At 51.3% G+C, this 17,251-nt stretch carries 16 protein-coding genes; 10 read left to right on the top strand and 6 right to left on the bottom strand.

Translation table 11 applies throughout. The features are described from left to right. Nucleotides 1–140: 140 nt before the first annotated feature. From HMPREF2596_RS01955 to HMPREF2596_RS11290, 6 genes are all read left to right on the top strand, one after another. Nucleotides 141–1,361: an aspartate kinase gene (locus tag HMPREF2596_RS01955; protein WP_003745649.1), complete on the top strand. Its 1,221-nt coding sequence runs from the start codon at nucleotides 141–143 to the stop codon at nucleotides 1,359–1,361. 329 nt (nucleotides 1,362–1,690) lie between these two features. Beyond that, a complete protein-coding gene (locus tag HMPREF2596_RS01950) occupies nucleotides 1,691–2,341 on the top strand; it encodes a hypothetical protein (RefSeq protein ID WP_070849256.1) in 651 nt (216 codons plus the stop codon). A gap of 79 nt (nucleotides 2,342–2,420) precedes the next feature. After that, nucleotides 2,421–2,747, top strand: a complete 327-nt coding sequence (locus tag HMPREF2596_RS01945) for a purine permease (RefSeq protein WP_283140394.1) — start codon at nucleotides 2,421–2,423, stop codon at nucleotides 2,745–2,747. Nucleotides 2,748–2,816: 69 nt separating this feature from the next. Beyond that, nucleotides 2,817–3,140 (top strand): dimethyl sulfoxide reductase, encoded by a 324-nt coding sequence (locus tag HMPREF2596_RS01940; RefSeq protein ID WP_070849250.1) that lies wholly within the window; start codon nucleotides 2,817–2,819, stop codon nucleotides 3,138–3,140. 84 nt (nucleotides 3,141–3,224) lie between these two features. Continuing rightward, nucleotides 3,225–3,635: a hypothetical protein gene (locus tag HMPREF2596_RS01935; RefSeq protein WP_070849582.1), complete on the top strand. Its 411-nt coding sequence runs from the start codon at nucleotides 3,225–3,227 to the stop codon at nucleotides 3,633–3,635. A gap of 293 nt (nucleotides 3,636–3,928) precedes the next feature. Next, complete coding sequence (locus HMPREF2596_RS11290) at nucleotides 3,929–4,234, top strand: hypothetical protein (RefSeq protein ID WP_141762663.1); 306 nt, start codon at nucleotides 3,929–3,931, stop codon at nucleotides 4,232–4,234. A gap of 76 nt (nucleotides 4,235–4,310) precedes the next feature. On the opposite strand, the gene HMPREF2596_RS01930 is transcribed toward HMPREF2596_RS11290, so the two are convergent. Next, nucleotides 4,311–4,751 (bottom strand): DNA polymerase III subunit chi, encoded by a 441-nt coding sequence (locus HMPREF2596_RS01930; RefSeq protein WP_070849247.1) that lies wholly within the window; start codon nucleotides 4,749–4,751, stop codon nucleotides 4,311–4,313. Between the two features lie 37 nt (nucleotides 4,752–4,788). Beyond that, complete coding sequence (locus tag HMPREF2596_RS01925) at nucleotides 4,789–7,275, bottom strand: heavy metal translocating P-type ATPase (protein ID WP_070849580.1); 2,487 nt, start codon at nucleotides 7,273–7,275, stop codon at nucleotides 4,789–4,791. Nucleotides 7,276–7,636: 361 nt separating this feature from the next. On the opposite strand from HMPREF2596_RS01925, the gene HMPREF2596_RS11520 reads away from it, so the two are divergent. After that, the gene (locus tag HMPREF2596_RS11520; RefSeq protein ID WP_003678791.1) at nucleotides 7,637–7,762 is read left to right on the top strand and encodes a hypothetical protein; all 126 of its coding nucleotides are present in this window, start codon (nucleotides 7,637–7,639) and stop codon (nucleotides 7,760–7,762) included. 66 nt (nucleotides 7,763–7,828) lie between these two features. Here HMPREF2596_RS11520 and hflX read toward each other — a convergent pair whose 3' ends face one another. From hflX to lptF, 4 genes are all read right to left on the bottom strand, one after another. After that, nucleotides 7,829–8,989: a GTPase HflX gene (gene hflX / locus HMPREF2596_RS01920; protein WP_070849244.1), complete on the bottom strand. Its 1,161-nt coding sequence runs from the start codon at nucleotides 8,987–8,989 to the stop codon at nucleotides 7,829–7,831. A 44-nt stretch (nucleotides 8,990–9,033) separates the two neighbouring features. After that, on the bottom strand, nucleotides 9,034–10,254 hold the full coding sequence (locus HMPREF2596_RS01915; RefSeq protein WP_283140393.1) for a glycosyltransferase: 1,221 nt from the start codon (nucleotides 10,252–10,254) through the stop codon (nucleotides 9,034–9,036). A 119-nt stretch (nucleotides 10,255–10,373) separates the two neighbouring features. After that, nucleotides 10,374–11,444: an LPS export ABC transporter permease LptG gene (lptG, locus tag HMPREF2596_RS01910; protein ID WP_070849241.1), complete on the bottom strand. Its 1,071-nt coding sequence runs from the start codon at nucleotides 11,442–11,444 to the stop codon at nucleotides 10,374–10,376. Beyond that, on the bottom strand, nucleotides 11,441–12,556 hold the full coding sequence (lptF, locus tag HMPREF2596_RS01905) for an LPS export ABC transporter permease LptF (RefSeq protein ID WP_003686055.1): 1,116 nt from the start codon (nucleotides 12,554–12,556) through the stop codon (nucleotides 11,441–11,443). Before lptF ends, lptG begins: the two co-directional genes overlap by 4 nt. A gap of 158 nt (nucleotides 12,557–12,714) precedes the next feature. Between lptF and HMPREF2596_RS01900 the strand changes: the two genes are divergently transcribed. The 3 genes from HMPREF2596_RS01900 (at nucleotide 12,715) to znuD (ending at nucleotide 17,202) form a co-directional block, all read left to right on the top strand. Beyond that, nucleotides 12,715–14,124, top strand: coding sequence for a leucyl aminopeptidase (locus HMPREF2596_RS01900; RefSeq protein WP_070849238.1), 1,410 nt, complete (start codon nucleotides 12,715–12,717; stop codon nucleotides 14,122–14,124). 100 nt (nucleotides 14,125–14,224) lie between these two features. After that, complete coding sequence (locus HMPREF2596_RS01895; protein ID WP_070849235.1) at nucleotides 14,225–14,707, top strand: cupin domain-containing protein; 483 nt, start codon at nucleotides 14,225–14,227, stop codon at nucleotides 14,705–14,707. 206 nt (nucleotides 14,708–14,913) lie between these two features. Beyond that, nucleotides 14,914–17,202 carry a TonB-dependent zinc receptor ZnuD gene (znuD, locus tag HMPREF2596_RS01890; protein WP_070849231.1) on the top strand — a complete coding sequence of 763 codons (2,289 nt, stop codon included), beginning with the start codon at nucleotides 14,914–14,916 and terminating at the stop codon, nucleotides 17,200–17,202. Nucleotides 17,203–17,251: the final 49 nt, after the last annotated feature.

The following is a 17,251-nucleotide window of genomic DNA, read 5'->3' as shown; positions in this document are numbered from 1 at the left end:
CCTTTTTTAACCCCGTCCATTTATGCGCATTTACTCAAAAAAGCGCGTCCCATCCTTGAATTTCATGTAAAAAATAGTAATAATAACCCTTTTTCCAGCAAACCAAGCTGCCCGACAAACCCCACAAGAAAGCACGAAACATGGCGTTAATCGTACATAAATACGGCGGCACATCAGTAGGCTCGCCCGAACGCATCAAAAACGTAGCCAAACGTGTCGCCAAAGCCCGCGCCGAAGGACACGACATCGTAGTCGTCGTATCCGCCATGAGCGGCGAAACCAACCGACTGGTCGCCCTGGCGCACGAAATGCAAGAACATCCCGATCCGCGCGAGCTGGACGTCGTCCTTGCCACCGGCGAACAAGTAACCATCGGCCTGCTGGCCATGGCCCTGAAAGACATCGGCGTTGACGCCAAAAGCTACACCGGCTGGCAGGTTGCCCTCAAAACCGACACTTCCCACACCAAAGCCCGCATCGAAAGCATCGATGACGAAAAAATGCGTGCCGACCTCGCCGAGGGCAAAGTCGTTATCGTAGCCGGTTTCCAAGGCATCAGCAGCGAAGGCAATATCTCAACCCTCGGCCGCGGCGGCTCCGATACCTCCGCCGTTGCACTTGCCGCAGCCCTCAAAGCCGACGAATGCCAAATTTATACCGACGTAGACGGCGTTTACACCACCGACCCGCGCGTCGTACCCGAAGCACGCCGCATGGACACGATCACATTCGAAGAAATGATCGAATTGGCCAGCCTCGGCTCAAAAGTTTTACAAATCCGCTCCGTAGAATTCGCCGGAAAATACAAAGTGCGCCTGCGCGTACTCAGCAGCCTGCAAGAAGGCGGCGACGGCACCCTGATTACCTTTGAAGAGGACGACAACATGGAAAGAGCAGCCGTAACCGGTATCGCATTCGACAAAAACCAAGCCCGCATCAACGTACGCGGCGTACCCGACAAACCCGGCGTTGCCTACCAAATCCTCGGCGCAGTTGCCGATGCCAACATCGAAGTCGACATGATCATCCAAAATGTCGGCAGCGAAGGCACAACCGACTTCTCCTTCACCGTACCGCGCAGCGACTACAAACAAACCATCGAAATCCTGCAACAACGTCAAGACAGCATCGGCGCAGCCTACATCGACGGCGACGACACCGTATGCAAAGTCTCCGCAGTCGGCTTGGGCATGCGTTCACACGTCGGCGTAGCCGCCAAAATCTTCCGCACCCTCGCAGAAGAAGGCATCAACATCCAAATGATTTCAACTTCCGAAATCAAAGTATCCGTCCTGATTGACGAAAAATACATGGAACTGGCCACCCGCGTTCTGCATAAAGCATTCGACTTAGGCAACTAATTCCAGCAAATCAAAAAGGCCGTCTGAAACTTTATTGTTTCAGACGGCCTTTTGATTCCTATTGCATCAACCAACAATATCTTAATAAAAAAATCTACTTTAGTTCAAAACAGCATAGCCAACCTTATTACCCTTGTTAATTTCATTATATGTTCAATATTTTACGACCATCCATCTTTGCCGTTTAATTCCAAAAACATACCACTTAACCTAATTTATGAAAAATAAACAAATTTGTAATAAAATAGAACAAAAGTACAAATAATTATCTACACTCATCAATAAAAACAAATTTTCCCGTTTCCCCTAACTTAAGAAGGAATCCTAATATGAACGTATTAAACAAATTCGGTATGCTGATCTTGTCCGCTTCCCTACTGGCAGCCTGCGGCGACTCCGGCAATAAAGGCAGCAGCGACAAACCGGCAGAACAAGTTGCCCAAAGCGAATCTAGCCCGGCCAACAAATACGAAAAAGCCCTGAGTGAATTCCCGGAAGCAGATCCTAAACTGGCCGAACCTATCGTCATTTCCGATAAAAAATCTCCGGACGGTCTTGCCGAATTGCAAAAATTCATTCACTTCACAACCGGTGAAGAAGCTCAAAAAATTACTCAGCTAGGCCTAGAATTGCAAAACTTGGCTAACCAAAATAAAGAAAAAGAAACTTTGGAGCAGATGAACAAACTGACTGCCGCACTGGAACAATTCCATCAGAGCGCAGCTGCCCTCGACATCAAAGATCCTGAAATCAAAGCAGTTCTGGATCGTGCATTACAAGTCAGTAGTGCTGCCAACAACATGATGATTTATGCCGGCAAACATGCTTCTGAGCTGACTATCAACGGCAAAGATAAAGATTCGCTCAAATTTGCCAATGATTTCCAAGAAAAATCTCAAAAATTGCAAGAAACCCTGCGTGCAGCCAATCAAGAATTACAAAAAGCAGCCGAAGCTTTAGGTAAAAAATATTCCCAATAAGCCTATTGTTTCCGATAAATAGCGGTGGTATCGGCAATATCGATACCACCTTTCCAAACCCTAAGTCAGATTGAATACAATGAACAATCTTAATCCTTCTCTCCCCTGCCCACACTGCCATGCTTCGATCCAAGGCGGATTGGTTAAAGGTTTGGCCGCAGTCAAAGAATGTCCTTCCTGCCATAAAAAAGTCAAATTCAAAAAACCGCCTGTCGGCGAATATTTCAAAGCTTTGCTGAAACCTTTCGCTATTTTTGTAGTCGTTGTCTGCATCGTAGCGGCAATACTGATCAGCCTGTTTGGTACATTCCCCCCATATATCAGTACGGTATTAGTTATCGGCTTTCTCGTCTACTACATTATCCCGATTCAAAACAAACTTTCATCTTTTGAAAAAGACGAATAAACATATACGTTGCCCATCCAACCCGCTTTTCCGGATGGGCAATACCTTATACGGCCCAATAAAAAAATAATGAAACCATCCCTATTCTCTTGTCCTCATTGTTCCAATCCGATTCGGGGGAGTGCATTCAAAGGACTGAAAAGCATTAAAGAGTGCCCGACCTGCCACAAAAAAGTCCGCTATAAGCAGCCGACTGCAAAAGAAATCCGCCAAGCGACATGGAAAAAGAGCGTTATTTTCCTTGCCCTGCTGACATTATACCTTGCCTTTCTAATTGCACTATTGCGCGCAGATATTCCTTTTACGTATCTTATCCTCCCTATCATGATCTATTTGGTTGCAGTCTTCCAGCCTGCCATTATCAAGCTTTCTTCATTTGAGAAAGACGAATAGCCTGTTTTCAGACGGCCATTGCCTTCGTAACAAGGTTTGGCCAATACCGATTTTAATCCTTATCCTCTCCAAGGCTTTTATTACATGAAACGTCCAATCCCTGTTACCATCGCCACCGTTCTCTATTTCATCCTAACTGCCCTTACTTGCTTTACCACCGTTGCTCTTGCGATTTATTCGGGCGATGTACTGATAGAGGTTGCAGCCTCGGCATTCCCTTTCCTGCCTTGGTGGCTGTCTATGCCCCTATACTTCATACTCCTTTCCTTGCCGGTATTTATTGCCGTCGGTCTGCTTTCAGGCAACCGTTCCGCCCGTTGGCTGGCTGTTTTGTTGGCGGCCGCTTCGTTGATCATGGTGTATAGCGATATGGCGAGCTATAGTTCCCAACAAATCATTATTCAATCCATACTCCACCCTGTTTTGCTGCTCCTCATCTTCAATCCGGTATCCAACCGCTATTTCGCCAACGCGGCCTCAAAAACCGAATCCTAAACCATCATTTTTTGACTTCAAAAAACTTAAGGCCGTCTGAAACCCTTGCCCTTACGCAAATCTTTTTCAGACGGCCTAAAATAGAATGGCTGGTAGCCCTTCATACAAGCAGTAATGCGTTTCCCTTAGCAGCTTTAAATACCAAACTGTAAGCAAACAAACCCATGAAATCCGTTTTTCCTATTTTCTTTATCCTGCTCAACTTCTTCTTTATCCTCTATTTGCCACGCAAACTATCCATATAGGTCCGTCTTGCGCTTTACCTGTCTATCGGTGGGCTGTTTTATTTATGGATGTCCAACAAATCTGCCCTGACCTCCCTATTTGCACACACCATTTCATTGCAGCCATTCGACGTATTTCATGAGACAATCGGTTTTTCATTATTGGTTACTATCTTCCTCAATCTGTTTGACTTGTTTGCCGTACCTTCGATTGTCCGTTTCCCCAACTTAATCCTCAAAAATCCCCAACACCACCATCAGTCTGTTCAATGGTATCTTGCCAATACTTCCCTTTTCGAACGCTTTTTCCATTATTTCTACGTTTTCTGCTGTTGTCTCATATTTTATGGCATATGGCGCGAAGCCTTCCGATAATCAATCTAAAAAACAAAGGGACATCATCAAAATGTCCCTTTGTTTATATTCAGACGGCCTTGAATATCTTCAACACTCAATCCTTTCCTTCTCTCGAAAAATGCTCAATCTCAAATCCGCTCTGACGATAAGCTCGGAAACGGTCTCGGGCTTCGGCCAAATCTTCTAAGCTGTTGCCCACAATTTCAAGGATACGGTTTGGAATGGCCGGGGCTTGGCTCCAGAAATCGGCAGACAGGTTTAAAACCGTGCAATCCTGCGGAATATCCGGCAGTGCATTTCCAAACGCAAGCAATACCGGCGTTTCAGACGGCATGGGGTCGGTAGGCAGCCAGACTTCATGCGGAATAAAGCTTTCGGGAATTTGCTGCCACAAATCGATGTCAAGTTGCTGCACTGCCGCAGCGGAATCCGACCACACCAAAATCTGCTCGCCATCGCGTATGGCGCGCGCAATCAGGCGGCAGGCAAAGGCAGCCGGTCGGGCGACGTGTGTATAAAAAGTGGCTTTAGGCATGGCGTATTCTTTCGTTTAGGCAATGGATCTGCCGTTTTCAGACGGCCTTTTTGGTTTTCAACAATCTCAAGGCATTGCCCAACACCAGCAGCGAGCTGAAACTCATGCCGAGCGCGGCGATCCAAGGGGTCACGTAACCAAATACGGCCAGCGGAACGGCAACCAGATTGTATGCGCTCGCCCAAGTCAGGTTTTGGCGGATGATTTGATGGGTGCGGCGTGCCTGTTCCATCATCACGGGCAAAACGTTCAAATCATCATTGAGCAAAACCACATCGGCACCGTCGCGCGCCACATCGGCACTCGTGGCCACAGCGGCCGACACGTCGGCTTGGGCAAGGACGGGGGCGTCGTTGATCCCGTCGCCGATCATCATAACTTTACGTCCTTGTTTTTGCAGACTTTCTACATAAGCCAGCTTGTCTTCCGGCGTGGCTTCGGCACGATAGGCATCTAAGCCCAGCTCTTTCGCGACTTGGGCGACGGCAGCCTGACGGTCGCCGCTTAAAAGGTGCAGACGGATGCCGTGCTGTTTTAGGTTTTGCAACATTTCAGCGGCGCTGTCTTTGATTTGGTCTTCCAGCAAAAAGGCCGTCTGAAAACCGCTTTGATTGCCCAAGAAAATAATGCCGCCTGTGTGGTCGATATGGGCAAATGTTTCAGGCAGATTACCGGCAATTTCCGCAACAAACGCCGCTTTGCCTAAAGCCCAAACTTGGGTTTCGCCATCCAATTCGATTTGCGCGCTGACACCGTGTCCGATACGGTTGACCCGTTGCTGCACTTTCACATCAAACGCGGATACAGGGCCGTCTGAAAGCGTATGGTTTAAAATGGCACGGGCGATGGGGTGTTCCGATTGCTGCTCCAATGCTTGGGCAATGGCAAGGGCTTGGGCTTCGTTCAGACGGCCTGCGCTCAACATCCGGCTGACGGAAAGCTGCCCTTTGGTCAGCGTACCGGTTTTGTCGAACACGACGTCGTCAATTTGGGCAAGCGTTTCCAGGCTTTGTTTGCCACTGATGAGAATGCCGTCTTTAGCAAGCGCACCGGTCGAAGCAGCCAGCGCAGTCGGAGTCGCGAGCGATAAGGCGCACGGGCAGGTAATGACCAGCAGGGCGACGGTAATCCACAAGGCGGTGTGCGCGTCGGCATACCAAGCCCAGCCGATAAAAACGGGGATCGCAAGCAAGAGTTCGCCAAACACAAAACTGGACGCGTATTTTTCGGCCAACTCGGCGGCACGCGGTTTTTGCGCCAGCGCACGGTCGAGCAGTTTGACGATATGGGACAGGCGCGTGTTGCCGCCGGTATGGTCGGTGCGGATGATTAAAGGGCTGCTGGTGTTGAGCGTGCCGGCGGTTACTTTTTCAGACGGCCTTTTCACAATGGGCAGGCTTTCGCCGGTCAACATGGCTTCGTTGACTTCGCTCTCGCCGGACAAAACCGTACCATCCACCGGAATAACTTCGCCGGGCTTCACAACAATCGTATCGCCGATATTGAGGCGGACAACTGCGGCTTCCTCGATGGCTTCGCTTTCCGGATAAGCCGGCAAACGGTGGCAAAATGCCGGAACCAGTTTGACCAACCGCTCCGCCGCATCGCCTGCTTTGCGTCGGGCAATCTGTTCCATAAAACGCCCGCCCAACAGGAAAAACAGCAGCATGGCGATGGATTCAAAATACATGCCCTGCCCTGCGTTGGTGGCCAGGCTGTAAATACCCGCGATAAAGGTCATCACAATGGCAATGGCAATAGGCGTATCCATGCCGACACGGCGGTTTTTCCAGTCGCGCCATGCGCCGCGGTAAAACGGCAACGCGCTGTAAAACACAACGGGCAACACCATCAAAAAGCCGCCCCAATGCAGGATTTCCAAATAAAGCGGCTCGATGTCGCCGCCGTAAAAATAAGTCGGCAGGGCAAACATCATCGTCTGCATCATGCCCAGACCGGCCACGGCCAATCTGACGATAAACTGCTTGCGCTCTTTCTGCGCCTGCGCTTCGATTTTTTGCGCATCATAAGGCGCGGCGGTATAACCGGTTTGGCGGATTTTCAGCAAAATATCCGACAATTCGATGTGGGCGCTGTCCCACACCACGCGGCAGCGGTGGGTGCTGTAATTCAAATCCACACGCACCACGCCCTTCATACGCAGCAACTGCTGCTCAATCAGCCACACACACGCGGCGCAGGTAATGCCGCCCAGCATCAATACCGCCTCGCGTTCATCCCCTACGCCGACCTCGACAAAGTCCGCCTGCACTTCGGGCAAATCGTACAGCTTTAATTGCGAAAACACTTCCGGCGGCGGCAATTCGGATTTTTCCGCGTCGGCGGTACGCTGTTTGTAATAATTGCCTAAACCGGCATCAATAATGCTCTGCGCCACTGCTTGGCAGCCGGCGCAGCAGGTTTCATGTTCTTCGTCTTCAAAACGAACCGTCAGATGCAGATGCTCGGGAACTTCCAGTCCGCAATGGAAACAGTTTTTTTGGGGATGTGTGGGAGATGTCATCATGTGTTCGATTTATTTTTCAGACGGCCTGAAACAATCGTTTCAGGGTGTTACATTTTAGCAAAAAGCGTTTTTCCGCTTCATTTCATTTACTTTTGAATCAATAGACTGTCGAATTTTATAAAAAATATGGAAAACAAAGCATTGACCGTTTATCAAATGATGAACGGTAACATATAAATACCGTTTATCTTTAAAAACTTCCGATTATTTTAATGTAAAAATGGAACTTTTTTAAAAATCCCGATACATTCTTTGTTGACCTCAATCCATTTAAGCAGCATACTTTAGGCATTCCGCGAAGACGGAAATCAAAAAACACACATTTACTTATAAAACTAACTTATTGGGAAACCTCACCATGATTGATCGCCTTATGCCTATCTTCGCCGTTATCGGCATTTTGTCCAGCACCGTATACCTGAGCCTCGCCGCTTGGATGCTTTACGAAAGCGTGTTCAAAAAGAAAAGCCCTCTGTCGGCATAATCCTCAGATTTAGAATTTTACGGTAAGGCCGTCTGAAGATTCAGACGGCCTTGTTTCATTTAAACATCAAGCATTCGGCTGTACAGCCAATTCAATCATCGCTTCGCGCAAACCGTCCAGGCCCAAACTTTCGGCAACGGAAATATTCACGCCGACGGCCTGCCCGGAATTATCGCGCAAAATGCCTGCTTCACGCATACCCGACGGCAGCAAATCGATTTTGTTGTACACCACCAATTGCGGAATTTCATGCGCGCCGATTTCTTCCAAGACGCCGTTGACATCGTCCATTTGCCGTTCAAAATCGGGATTGGAGGCATCAACGACGTGCAGTAGCACATCTGCCATCGCCGTCTCTTCCAAAGTAGCGGAAAACGCCGACACCAGCTTGTGCGGCAAATCGCGGACGAAGCCGACGGTATCGGTCAAAATCACGCTCGCCTCGTGCGACAGGAAAAGCCTGCGCGCAGTGGTATCCAAAGTGGCGAACAACTGGTCTTTCGCCAATACGTCCGCTTTAGTCAAACGGTTGAACAGGCTGGATTTTCCGGCATTGGTATAGCCGACGATGGCAAAGGTTTTCAGACGGCCGCTCATGCGCGATTTGCGGCGCGTGGCACGTTGTTTGCGGACATCGGCAAGCTGTTTTTTCAATGCCGTGATTTTTTGTCCGATTAAACGGCGGTCGGTTTCCAGCTGGGTTTCGCCCGGCCCTTTCAAGCCGATGCCGCCCTTCTGACTTTGCAAATGTCCATAACCGCGCACCAGCCGTCCGCTCAAATGGTTCAACTGAGCCAACTCCACCTGCAACTTACCTTCCTGCGACTGGGCGCGTTTGGCAAAAATCGCCAAAATCAAACCCACTCTGTCGAGGACGCGGCATTGAAGCTCTTTTTCCAGATTACGCTCTTGTGTCGGCGTGAGTTCGTGGTTGAACACAACCAGCCCGACATCATGCTGCTTGACCACTGCCGCCAACTCTTCCGCCTTGCCCGTACCGACAAATAAAGCCGGATGTGGTTTGTCGCGACGCGAAGTTTCGATAGAAACCAAATCGCCACCGGCCGCGCCCACCAATTCTGCCGCTTCGGCCAAGGCCGTCTGAAAGCCGCGCTCGCGCGTTTCGTTTGCGCCGGAATAGTCCGCCGTCAACATCACGCCGACCAAGAGGACGCGTTCGGGCTTTTCCAAAGATTTATCGACGGAAAACAGATTGCGCTTGCTCAAAAAATTTCCTTTCAGACGGCATTATGGCCGGGGCAAAGTCCTGATTAACGGTTTTTCAAAATATCGGCAAAATATTCGGTCACTTCTGCCAAACGTCCGCCCTGCGAGGCATAAGGCTGCATGACGGCCACCAGCTGCTCCAACACTTCACGCGTTTCGGTTTGCGCGTGTTCGCGGTAGAGCCACATATTTTGCATGGTCACCGTGGTCAATGCCTCGCGTACATTCAGCAAGAGCAAGTGTCGGCAAGACTCATAGCCTTGACGCAAATCGCCGGCCGCATAAGCGGTAACCGACAATTCATAGTCGATGTCCAACTGATAAACATTGTTTTGGACAAAAAGAATATCGTCTTTCGGGAACGGAATGCGTTTCGCCATCAGGCCGATTGCATGGGAAATACGGTATTTCCCTTCCTGACGCAGCATGGTTTGCGCAAGGTAGAGGCACTCGGCACGGCGCGGGTTGTAATCGTAGCCTGCCAGCCAAGTCGCCAAAGCTTCATCGCGTTTGCCCATTAATTTGTAGCACTCGCCCAGCTGTTGGTAAGAAACCGTTACTTCTTCGACCCAACCGCCCAACTCGATGCGTTTTTTAAACCATTCGCTCGCACGCTCGGGCATATCGGAGTCCCAATAAGAACGTGCCGCATAAAAGGCGTAACGCGGTTTCAGGTCTTCATCTTCGGGGCTGTAAAACGCTTTTTCCAAAGAAACGGCGTCAAGCAGGTATTTGTTCGCCATGTTGCTGCGCGCGCCGAAACGGCCGCTGAGAACCATATAGTCGCCATGAAGCGTGGCTTCGCTGGTATCTTGTTTGTCGGTTTCGATAAACTCGTGCAACACGCCGCGCCAGTAGAATGTGCCGTCATTGCGCAACAACAGCGGACGGTAATAAATCACGCTGCCCGTAGCATTTCTCATGCGGAGGCGGTAGCGGTCGGCGGTCAGCTTGGGCAATTCCAATTTGCCTTCAAAGCGGTCGTCCGCATCAAAAATCAACACGTAATCGGTTTTACCTTTTGCGTGTTTCAACGCCTGATTGCGGTTGTATGCAAAATTTTGCCAACCATCATGATGAATCTCGCCCGCGATGCCCTTTGCATCGAAAAAGCGGCGGATCACGCCGACGGTATCATCGGTCGAGCCGGTATCGCTGATGACGTAGTAGTCAAGTTTGATGTGGTCGGTGATGTTGGCCAGTGTTTCTTCGATGATTGCCGCTTCGTTTTTGACAATCATATTCAAGCAGATGGTTTGGGACATTTTCAATAGCCGCATTGGTTTGGAAAGGTATTATTTTACTTTAGCATTTTGTTTTTTGCACACAAAATACTCAGGCCGTCTGAAGATTGCCTTTCAGACGGCCTGAAGTTGATTTTGCCTTATCTTTTTTCCTGACGGCGTATCAGATACACCGCCAACAGTGCAAACAAAACCGTTGGCAATGCGCCGGCCAAAAACGGCGGCACACCGTACAACTGGCTGGTAAAGCCGAAGAGCCGTCCGGCAAAGTGAAACAGCAAACCGAGGCAGATACCGCCGAAGAGTTTCAAGCCCATATTGCCGTGGCGCGTGGTTTGCGGCGTAAAGGCGAAGGCAACAAGCGCCATCACCCATGCGGCAATGGGATACACCAGCTTGCGCCACCATGCGATGGCATAAACTTGGGTATTTTGGTTGTTTTTTTCCAGATGGTCGATGTAGGTGGTCAATTCGCCGACAGACATTTGGTCGGGCTTGACGAGCAATACGTCCATCAGGTTGCGTTTGACGGAAATCGGCCAGTTTTCTTCGGCGGCGGTAGAAACCTCGACTTTATCTTCACCCAATATGCTGCGGCGGATATTTTTCAGCTGCCAGCTGCCGTCGGGATTCAAAACGGCGGATTCGGCTTCTGCCGCTTGGGTCAGTTCGTTTTTATCGTTGCGCTGCCAAATTTTGATGCCCAAAAGCGTATGGTCGGGCAGCATTTCGCGCACGTTGATGATGCTGTTTTTTTCTTTCAGCCAAAGGCCGGTATTGCCGGTACTGATTTTGCCGTTGATGGCGGCGGCTTTGATGTTTTCGGCTTTTTGACTCAGCGTGGGTGCAACCCATTCGCCAAGCGCGACGGTGGCAATGGCGAAAATCAAACCGAACTGCGACAGAATCAACAGCAGCTTTTTGGTGCTCATGCCGCTGGCTTTGATGACGGTCAGCTCGCTGCCGGAAGCCAGTTGGCTGAGGGAAATCAGGCCGCCGATCAAAACGGCGAGCGGCATCAGTTCATAGGCGCGCGCAGGCATCTGCATTAAAACATACTGCCCCAATTTTGCGCCGTTATAGCTGCCTTTTCCAAGATCGCCGACTTCGTTGATGATTTCAAAAAAGCTGTACAAAGCGAGGAAGGCAAGGAGGGCGTAAACCGCCATAACCGCCATTTGACGGATGATGTAACGTGAAATCAGGTTCATTTTCCGCCTTTCAATGTCAGACTTTTGGCAACCGCCTGCCAGAAGGGTTGGCTAGGCATACTGCGCACACGCAGCAGGACGACGGCAATCACAAACATGATGATGTGCATGGGCAGCAGTCCGAGCCAGAAATGGATTTTGCCGTCTTCCACGGCATTGCGCAGGAAGGTCAGCCCGTTTTGGTAAACCAAAAACAAACCGATGGCAATCAGGATATTGTAAGTATGGCCGCTGCGCGGATTGAAATAGGAAAGCGGCACGGCAAGCAGGCACAGCAACAAAACGCTGACGGTCAGCGAGATGCGCCACATCAATTCCGCCTGATGTTGCGGGTTGCTGCTGCCAATCAGTTGGGCGGTCGGGATGGTGCGGCGGTGGGAAACGGGGTCGATAAGTTTGGGCGTAGTGCTGATAATCAGGCTGAGGTGTTGGAAAGAAACGCGGTTGTAATCGGCTTTGCCGGGCGTACCGCTGTAACGGTAGCCGTCGCGCAATTCAAGCGTGCGTTTGTTGTCGGTCAGCGAAAAATTGCCCTCTTTGGCAAAAACGATGTTGTCGTTGCCGTTTTTATCCTGTTCGCGCAGGAACAGGTTTTTCATGATGCCGGATTCGGTATCGAAGGTTTCGACAAAATAAACCCTGCCGTTGCGCTTGCCCAAGTTATTGAACTCGCCGGCTTCCACCAAAGACAATTCCTGCTTCTGCTTCAAAATTTCGGCATATTCACGACTGCGCAACTCTGCCCACGGCATCACCCAAAGCTGCATGACGGCAATCAAAATGGCAAACGGCACGGCAAACTGCATGACCGGGCGTATCCATTGTTTCAATGCCAATCCGCAGGAGAGCCAGACCGACATCTCGCTGTCGCGCCAGTAGCGGGTCAATACGGTCAACGTACTGATAAATGCGGTCAACACCAGCAAGAGCGGCGTCATGCCTATAACCCAGAAGCCAACCAAGGCCAGCACGGCATCGATGGCGACACGCCCGTCGGCTGCGCGGCCAAGCAGGTTGATGGCCTGCGTGGACACCAATACCGCCAAGAGGACGACAAAGATGCCGACGGCGGTAAAGGAAAGTTCTTTAATAAAGTTTCTTTGGTAAATCATAAGATTGAGCGTGGTCTACGGTTTATGGGAAACCCATATTTATTCATAAGGCTTCAGACGGCATGACACAAATGGAGTACAATGATTTTCATCTGTTCGGACGGTTGGTCAACAGGCCGTCTGAATAACCGACAACCGTTCCAATCAGGAGAATAAACGTGAAATTTAGCACAAAAGCCGAAACTTTGCAGGCTCAACAGGCAGGTGCGCAATTATTTGTCTGCGCCGAAGCATCGCAACTGAGCAACCCGACTGCCCTCGCCCTCTTCGCTTCCCTTGAAGAAGGTCAAAATTTCGCCGACACCAAAATCCCGACGGACAACGGTTTGCAGGCAGTCGCCGTCGCCCGCCTCGAAAAAACCGACCGCGCCGCATTGAACAAAGCCGCCGCCGAGGCCGCCAAATGGGCGCAAAACCAAGAAACGGTCAATGTGGACGTTCACGCCTTTGAAGAAGCGCAAGCTGCTGCCGTTGCCGAAGCCTTCGCCATCGCGTTCGGCAACGCCGCCTACCGTTTCGACCGCTACAAAAAAGAAGCCAAGCCCGCCAAATTTACAGAAGCCGTGTTCCACACCGCACACGAAGCCGCCGTCAAAGAAGCCCTGCGCGTTGCCGAAGCGCAAGTTTACGGACAAAGCCTCTGCCGCGACTTGGGCAATGCCGCGCCGAACGAGTGCACGCCCGAATTTTTAGCGCGCACCGCCAAAGCCGAAGCCGAAAAACTGGGCGCACACGCCAAAATCATTGAAAAAGACTACATCAAAGAAAACATGGGTTCGTTCTGGTCTGTCGCCAAAGGCAGCATCGAAGACCCATATTTGGTCGAACTGAGCTATTTCGGTACGGCCGATAAAGAAGCCGCGCCCGTCGTCTTGGTCGGCAAAGGCATTACCTTCGACACCGGCGGCATTTCCCTCAAACCCGGCCTGAACATGGACGAAATGAAGTTCGACATGTGTGGCGCGGCAACCGTCATCAGTACCTTCTGCGCCGCCGTCAAACTGCAACTGCCGATCAACCTGATTGCCGTCGTCGCCACCTGCGAAAACATGCCTTCCGGCGCGGCCAACAAACCGGGCGACGTCGTGAAAAGCATGAAAGGCTTGACGATTGAAGTGTTGAACACCGATGCCGAAGGCCGTCTGATTTTGTGCGACGCGCTCACTTACGCCGAGCAGTTCAAACCCAAAGCCGTCATCGATGTCGCCACCCTGACCGGCGCGTGCATCATCGCCTTGGGTCATGACGTCAGCGGCGTGATGGGCAACAATCAGAATTTGGTCGACAGCCTGCTCGCCGCCTCCCGCAACGTGGACGACAAAGCATGGCAACTGCCGCTCTTTGAGACCTACAAAGACCAACTCAAATCCAACTTTGCCGACATCCCCAACATCGGCACGCCGGGTGCAGGCACGATTACCGCTGCCACCTTCCTGTCTTACTTCACCGAAGATTACCCGTGGGCACACCTCGACATCGCAGGTACCGCATGGAAATCCGGCGGTGAAAAAGGCGCGACCGGCCGCCCTGTTCCATTATTGTTGAACTATCTGCGCAACGTGAAATAAATCTTGAGGGAAGCCTGCGGGGTTACACATTTCAACCCCGCAGGCCGTCTGAAAACGGAATCCGCATTATCTGACTCAACCTGACAAACGGAGAACCGCCATGAAACCACTATTTGCCGCGTTATCTGTCGCCCTTCTGCTCGGCACATCTCTAAACGCTCAAGCCGCCGAACAAACCACCCCCACCGACCGCAGCATCCAAGTGTACAAAAAAGCCGACTTGGCAGAATGGAACCGCGAAAACGCAGCCGGAGGCCAAGGTCCCTTGCTCGGCAGCTTTGCCTTCAACCGCCACCAGACCGCTGACCAAGACGCATTCAAAGAAATCGGCTGGCTCACATTACCGCCGGGCGCTTCCATCGGTCAGCACAAACATACCGGCAATGAAGACGTTTACATCATCGTGTCCGGCAAAGGCCTGTTTACCGACAGCGAAGGTAAACAGACCGAAGTCGGCGCCGGCGACATTACCATCGCCCGCCCCGGCCAGTCCCACGCACTCAAAAATATCGGCAAAAAGCCGTTGGTATTCTTGGATTTGATTGCAGAGACTGCTGGCGCTAAAGCCGCCGAAACCAAGTAAATTTTCAATGAAAACAAATAATCTGCCGTGATTTAGAACCAGGCAGCAGAAAGATTGTTCCGTTTTCATTTAGACCCGTATACAAACCAAAGGCCGTCTGAAAACCACGCTTCGTTTTCAGACGGCCTTTTTTCTCAAAAATCTTATCATATTAATAATGAAATGTTATATAATAACAGCCTTTCAAAATATGATGAGAAACTAAAATGACACAAACTACACTCAAACCCATTGTTTTATCTATTCTTTTAATCAGCACCCCCATCCTCTCCCAAGCGCATGAAACCGAGCAGTCGGTTGACTTGGAAGAGGTTACCGTCGTCGGTAAAAGCCGTCCGCGTGCAACGTCGGGGCTGCTGCACGCTTCGACCGCCTCCGACAAAATCATCTCCGGCGATACCTTGCGGCAAAAAGCCGTCAACTTGGGCGATGCTTTGGACGGCGTACCGGGCATTCATGCCTCGCAATACGGCGGTGGCGCGTCCGCTCCCGTTATTCGCGGTCAAACAGGCAGACGGATTAAAGTGTTGAACCATCACGGCGAAACGGGCGACATGGCGGACTTCTCGCCAGACCATGCCCTGATGGTGGACAGCGCCTTGTCGCAACAGGTCGAAATCCTGCGCGGCCCGGTTACGCTCTTGTACAGCTCGGGCAATGTGGCCGGTTTGGTCGATGTTGCCGATGGCAAAATCCCCGAAAAAATGCCTGAAAACGGCGTATCGGGCGAAGCCGGATTGCGTTTGAGCAGCGGCAATTTGGAAAAACTGACATCCGCAGGCATCAATATCGGTTTGGGCAACAACTTCGTGCTGCATACCGAAGGCTTGTACCGTAAATCAGGCGATTACGCCGTACCGCGCTATCAAAAAGAAGAAGGCCGTCTGAAACGACTGCCCGACAGCCATGCCGATTCAAAAACAGGCAGCATCGGCCTGTCTTGGGTGGGCGAGAAAGGTTTTCTCGGCGTGGCGTACAGCGACCGTCGCGACCGCTACGGCCTGCCTGCCCACAGCCATCTCTACGACGACTGCCACGCCGACATCATCTGGCAGAAGAGTTTGATTAACAAACGCTATTTGCAGCTTTATCCGCACCTGCTGACCGAAGAAGACATCGATTACGACAACCCGGGCTTAAGCTGCGGCTTCCACGACGACGATAATGCACACGCCCATACCCACAACGGCAAACCGTGGATAGACCTGCGTAACAAACGCTACGAACTCCGCGCCGAATGGAAGCAACCGTTCCCCGGTTTTGAAGCCCTGCGCGTACACCTGAACCGCAACGACTACCACCACGACGAAAAAGCAGGCGATGCAGTAGAAAACTTCTTCAACAACAAAACACACAACGCCCGCATCGAATTGCGCCACCAACCCATAGGCCGTCTGAAAGGCAGCTGGGGCGTGCAATATTTGGGACAAAAATCCAGCGCGCTTTCCGCCATTCCCGAAACCGTCCAACAACCGATGTTGATTGACAACAATGTGCGCCATTACAGCTTTTTCGGTGTAGAACAGGCAAACTGGGACAATTTCTCGCTTGAAGGCGGCGTACGCGTGGAAAAACAAAAAGCCTCCATCCAGTACGACAAAGCATTGATTGATCGGGAAAACTACTACAACCAGCCCCTGCCCGACCTCGGCGCGCACCGCCAAACCGCCCGCTCGTTCGCACTTTCGGGCAACTGGTATTTCACGCCACACCACAAACTCAGCCTGACCGCCTCCCATCAAGAACGCCTGCCGTCAACGCAAGAACTGTACGCGCACGGCAAACACGTCGCCACCAACACCTTTGAAGTCGGCAACAAACACCTCAACAAAGAGCGTTCCAACAACATCGAACTCGCGCTGGGCTACGAAGGCGACCGCTGGCAATACAATCTGGCACTCTACCGTAACCGTTTCGGCAACTACATCTACACCCAAACCTTAAACGACGGACGCGGCCCCAAATCCATCGAAGACGACAGCGAAATGAAGCTCGTGCGCTACAACCAATCCGGCGCCGACTTCTACGGCGCGGAGGGCGAAATTTACTTCAAGCCGACACCGCGCTACCGCATCGGCGTTTCCGGCGACTATGTACGAGGCCGTCTGAAAAACCTACCGTCCCTACCCGGCAGGGAAGACGCCTACGGCAACCGTCCTTTCATCGCGCAGGACGACCAAAACGCACCCCGCGTTCCGGCCGCTCGCCTCGGCGTCCACCTGAAAGCCTCGCTGACCGACCACATCGATGCCAATTTGGACTACTACCGCGTGTTCGCCCAAAACAAACTCGCCCGCTACGAAACGCGCACACCCGGACACCATATGCTCAACCTCGGCGCAAACTACCGCCGCAATACGCGCTATGGCGAGTGGAATTGGTACGTCAAAGCAGACAACCTGCTCAACCAATCCGTTTACGCCCACAGCAGCTTCCTCTCTGATACGCCGCAAATGGGCCGCAGCTTTACCGGCGGTGTGAACGTGAAGTTTTAAAATCGGACAGGCAAACAAAAAAGGTTTTCAGACGGCCGTCTGAAAACCT

The organism is Neisseria sp. HMSC078C12 (assembly GCF_001838065.1).
Taxonomy (GTDB): Bacteria; Pseudomonadota; Gammaproteobacteria; order Burkholderiales; family Neisseriaceae; genus Neisseria.
Note: the sequence above shows the minus strand (reverse complement) of the source record. Positions and strands in the feature narration are given on the sequence as shown.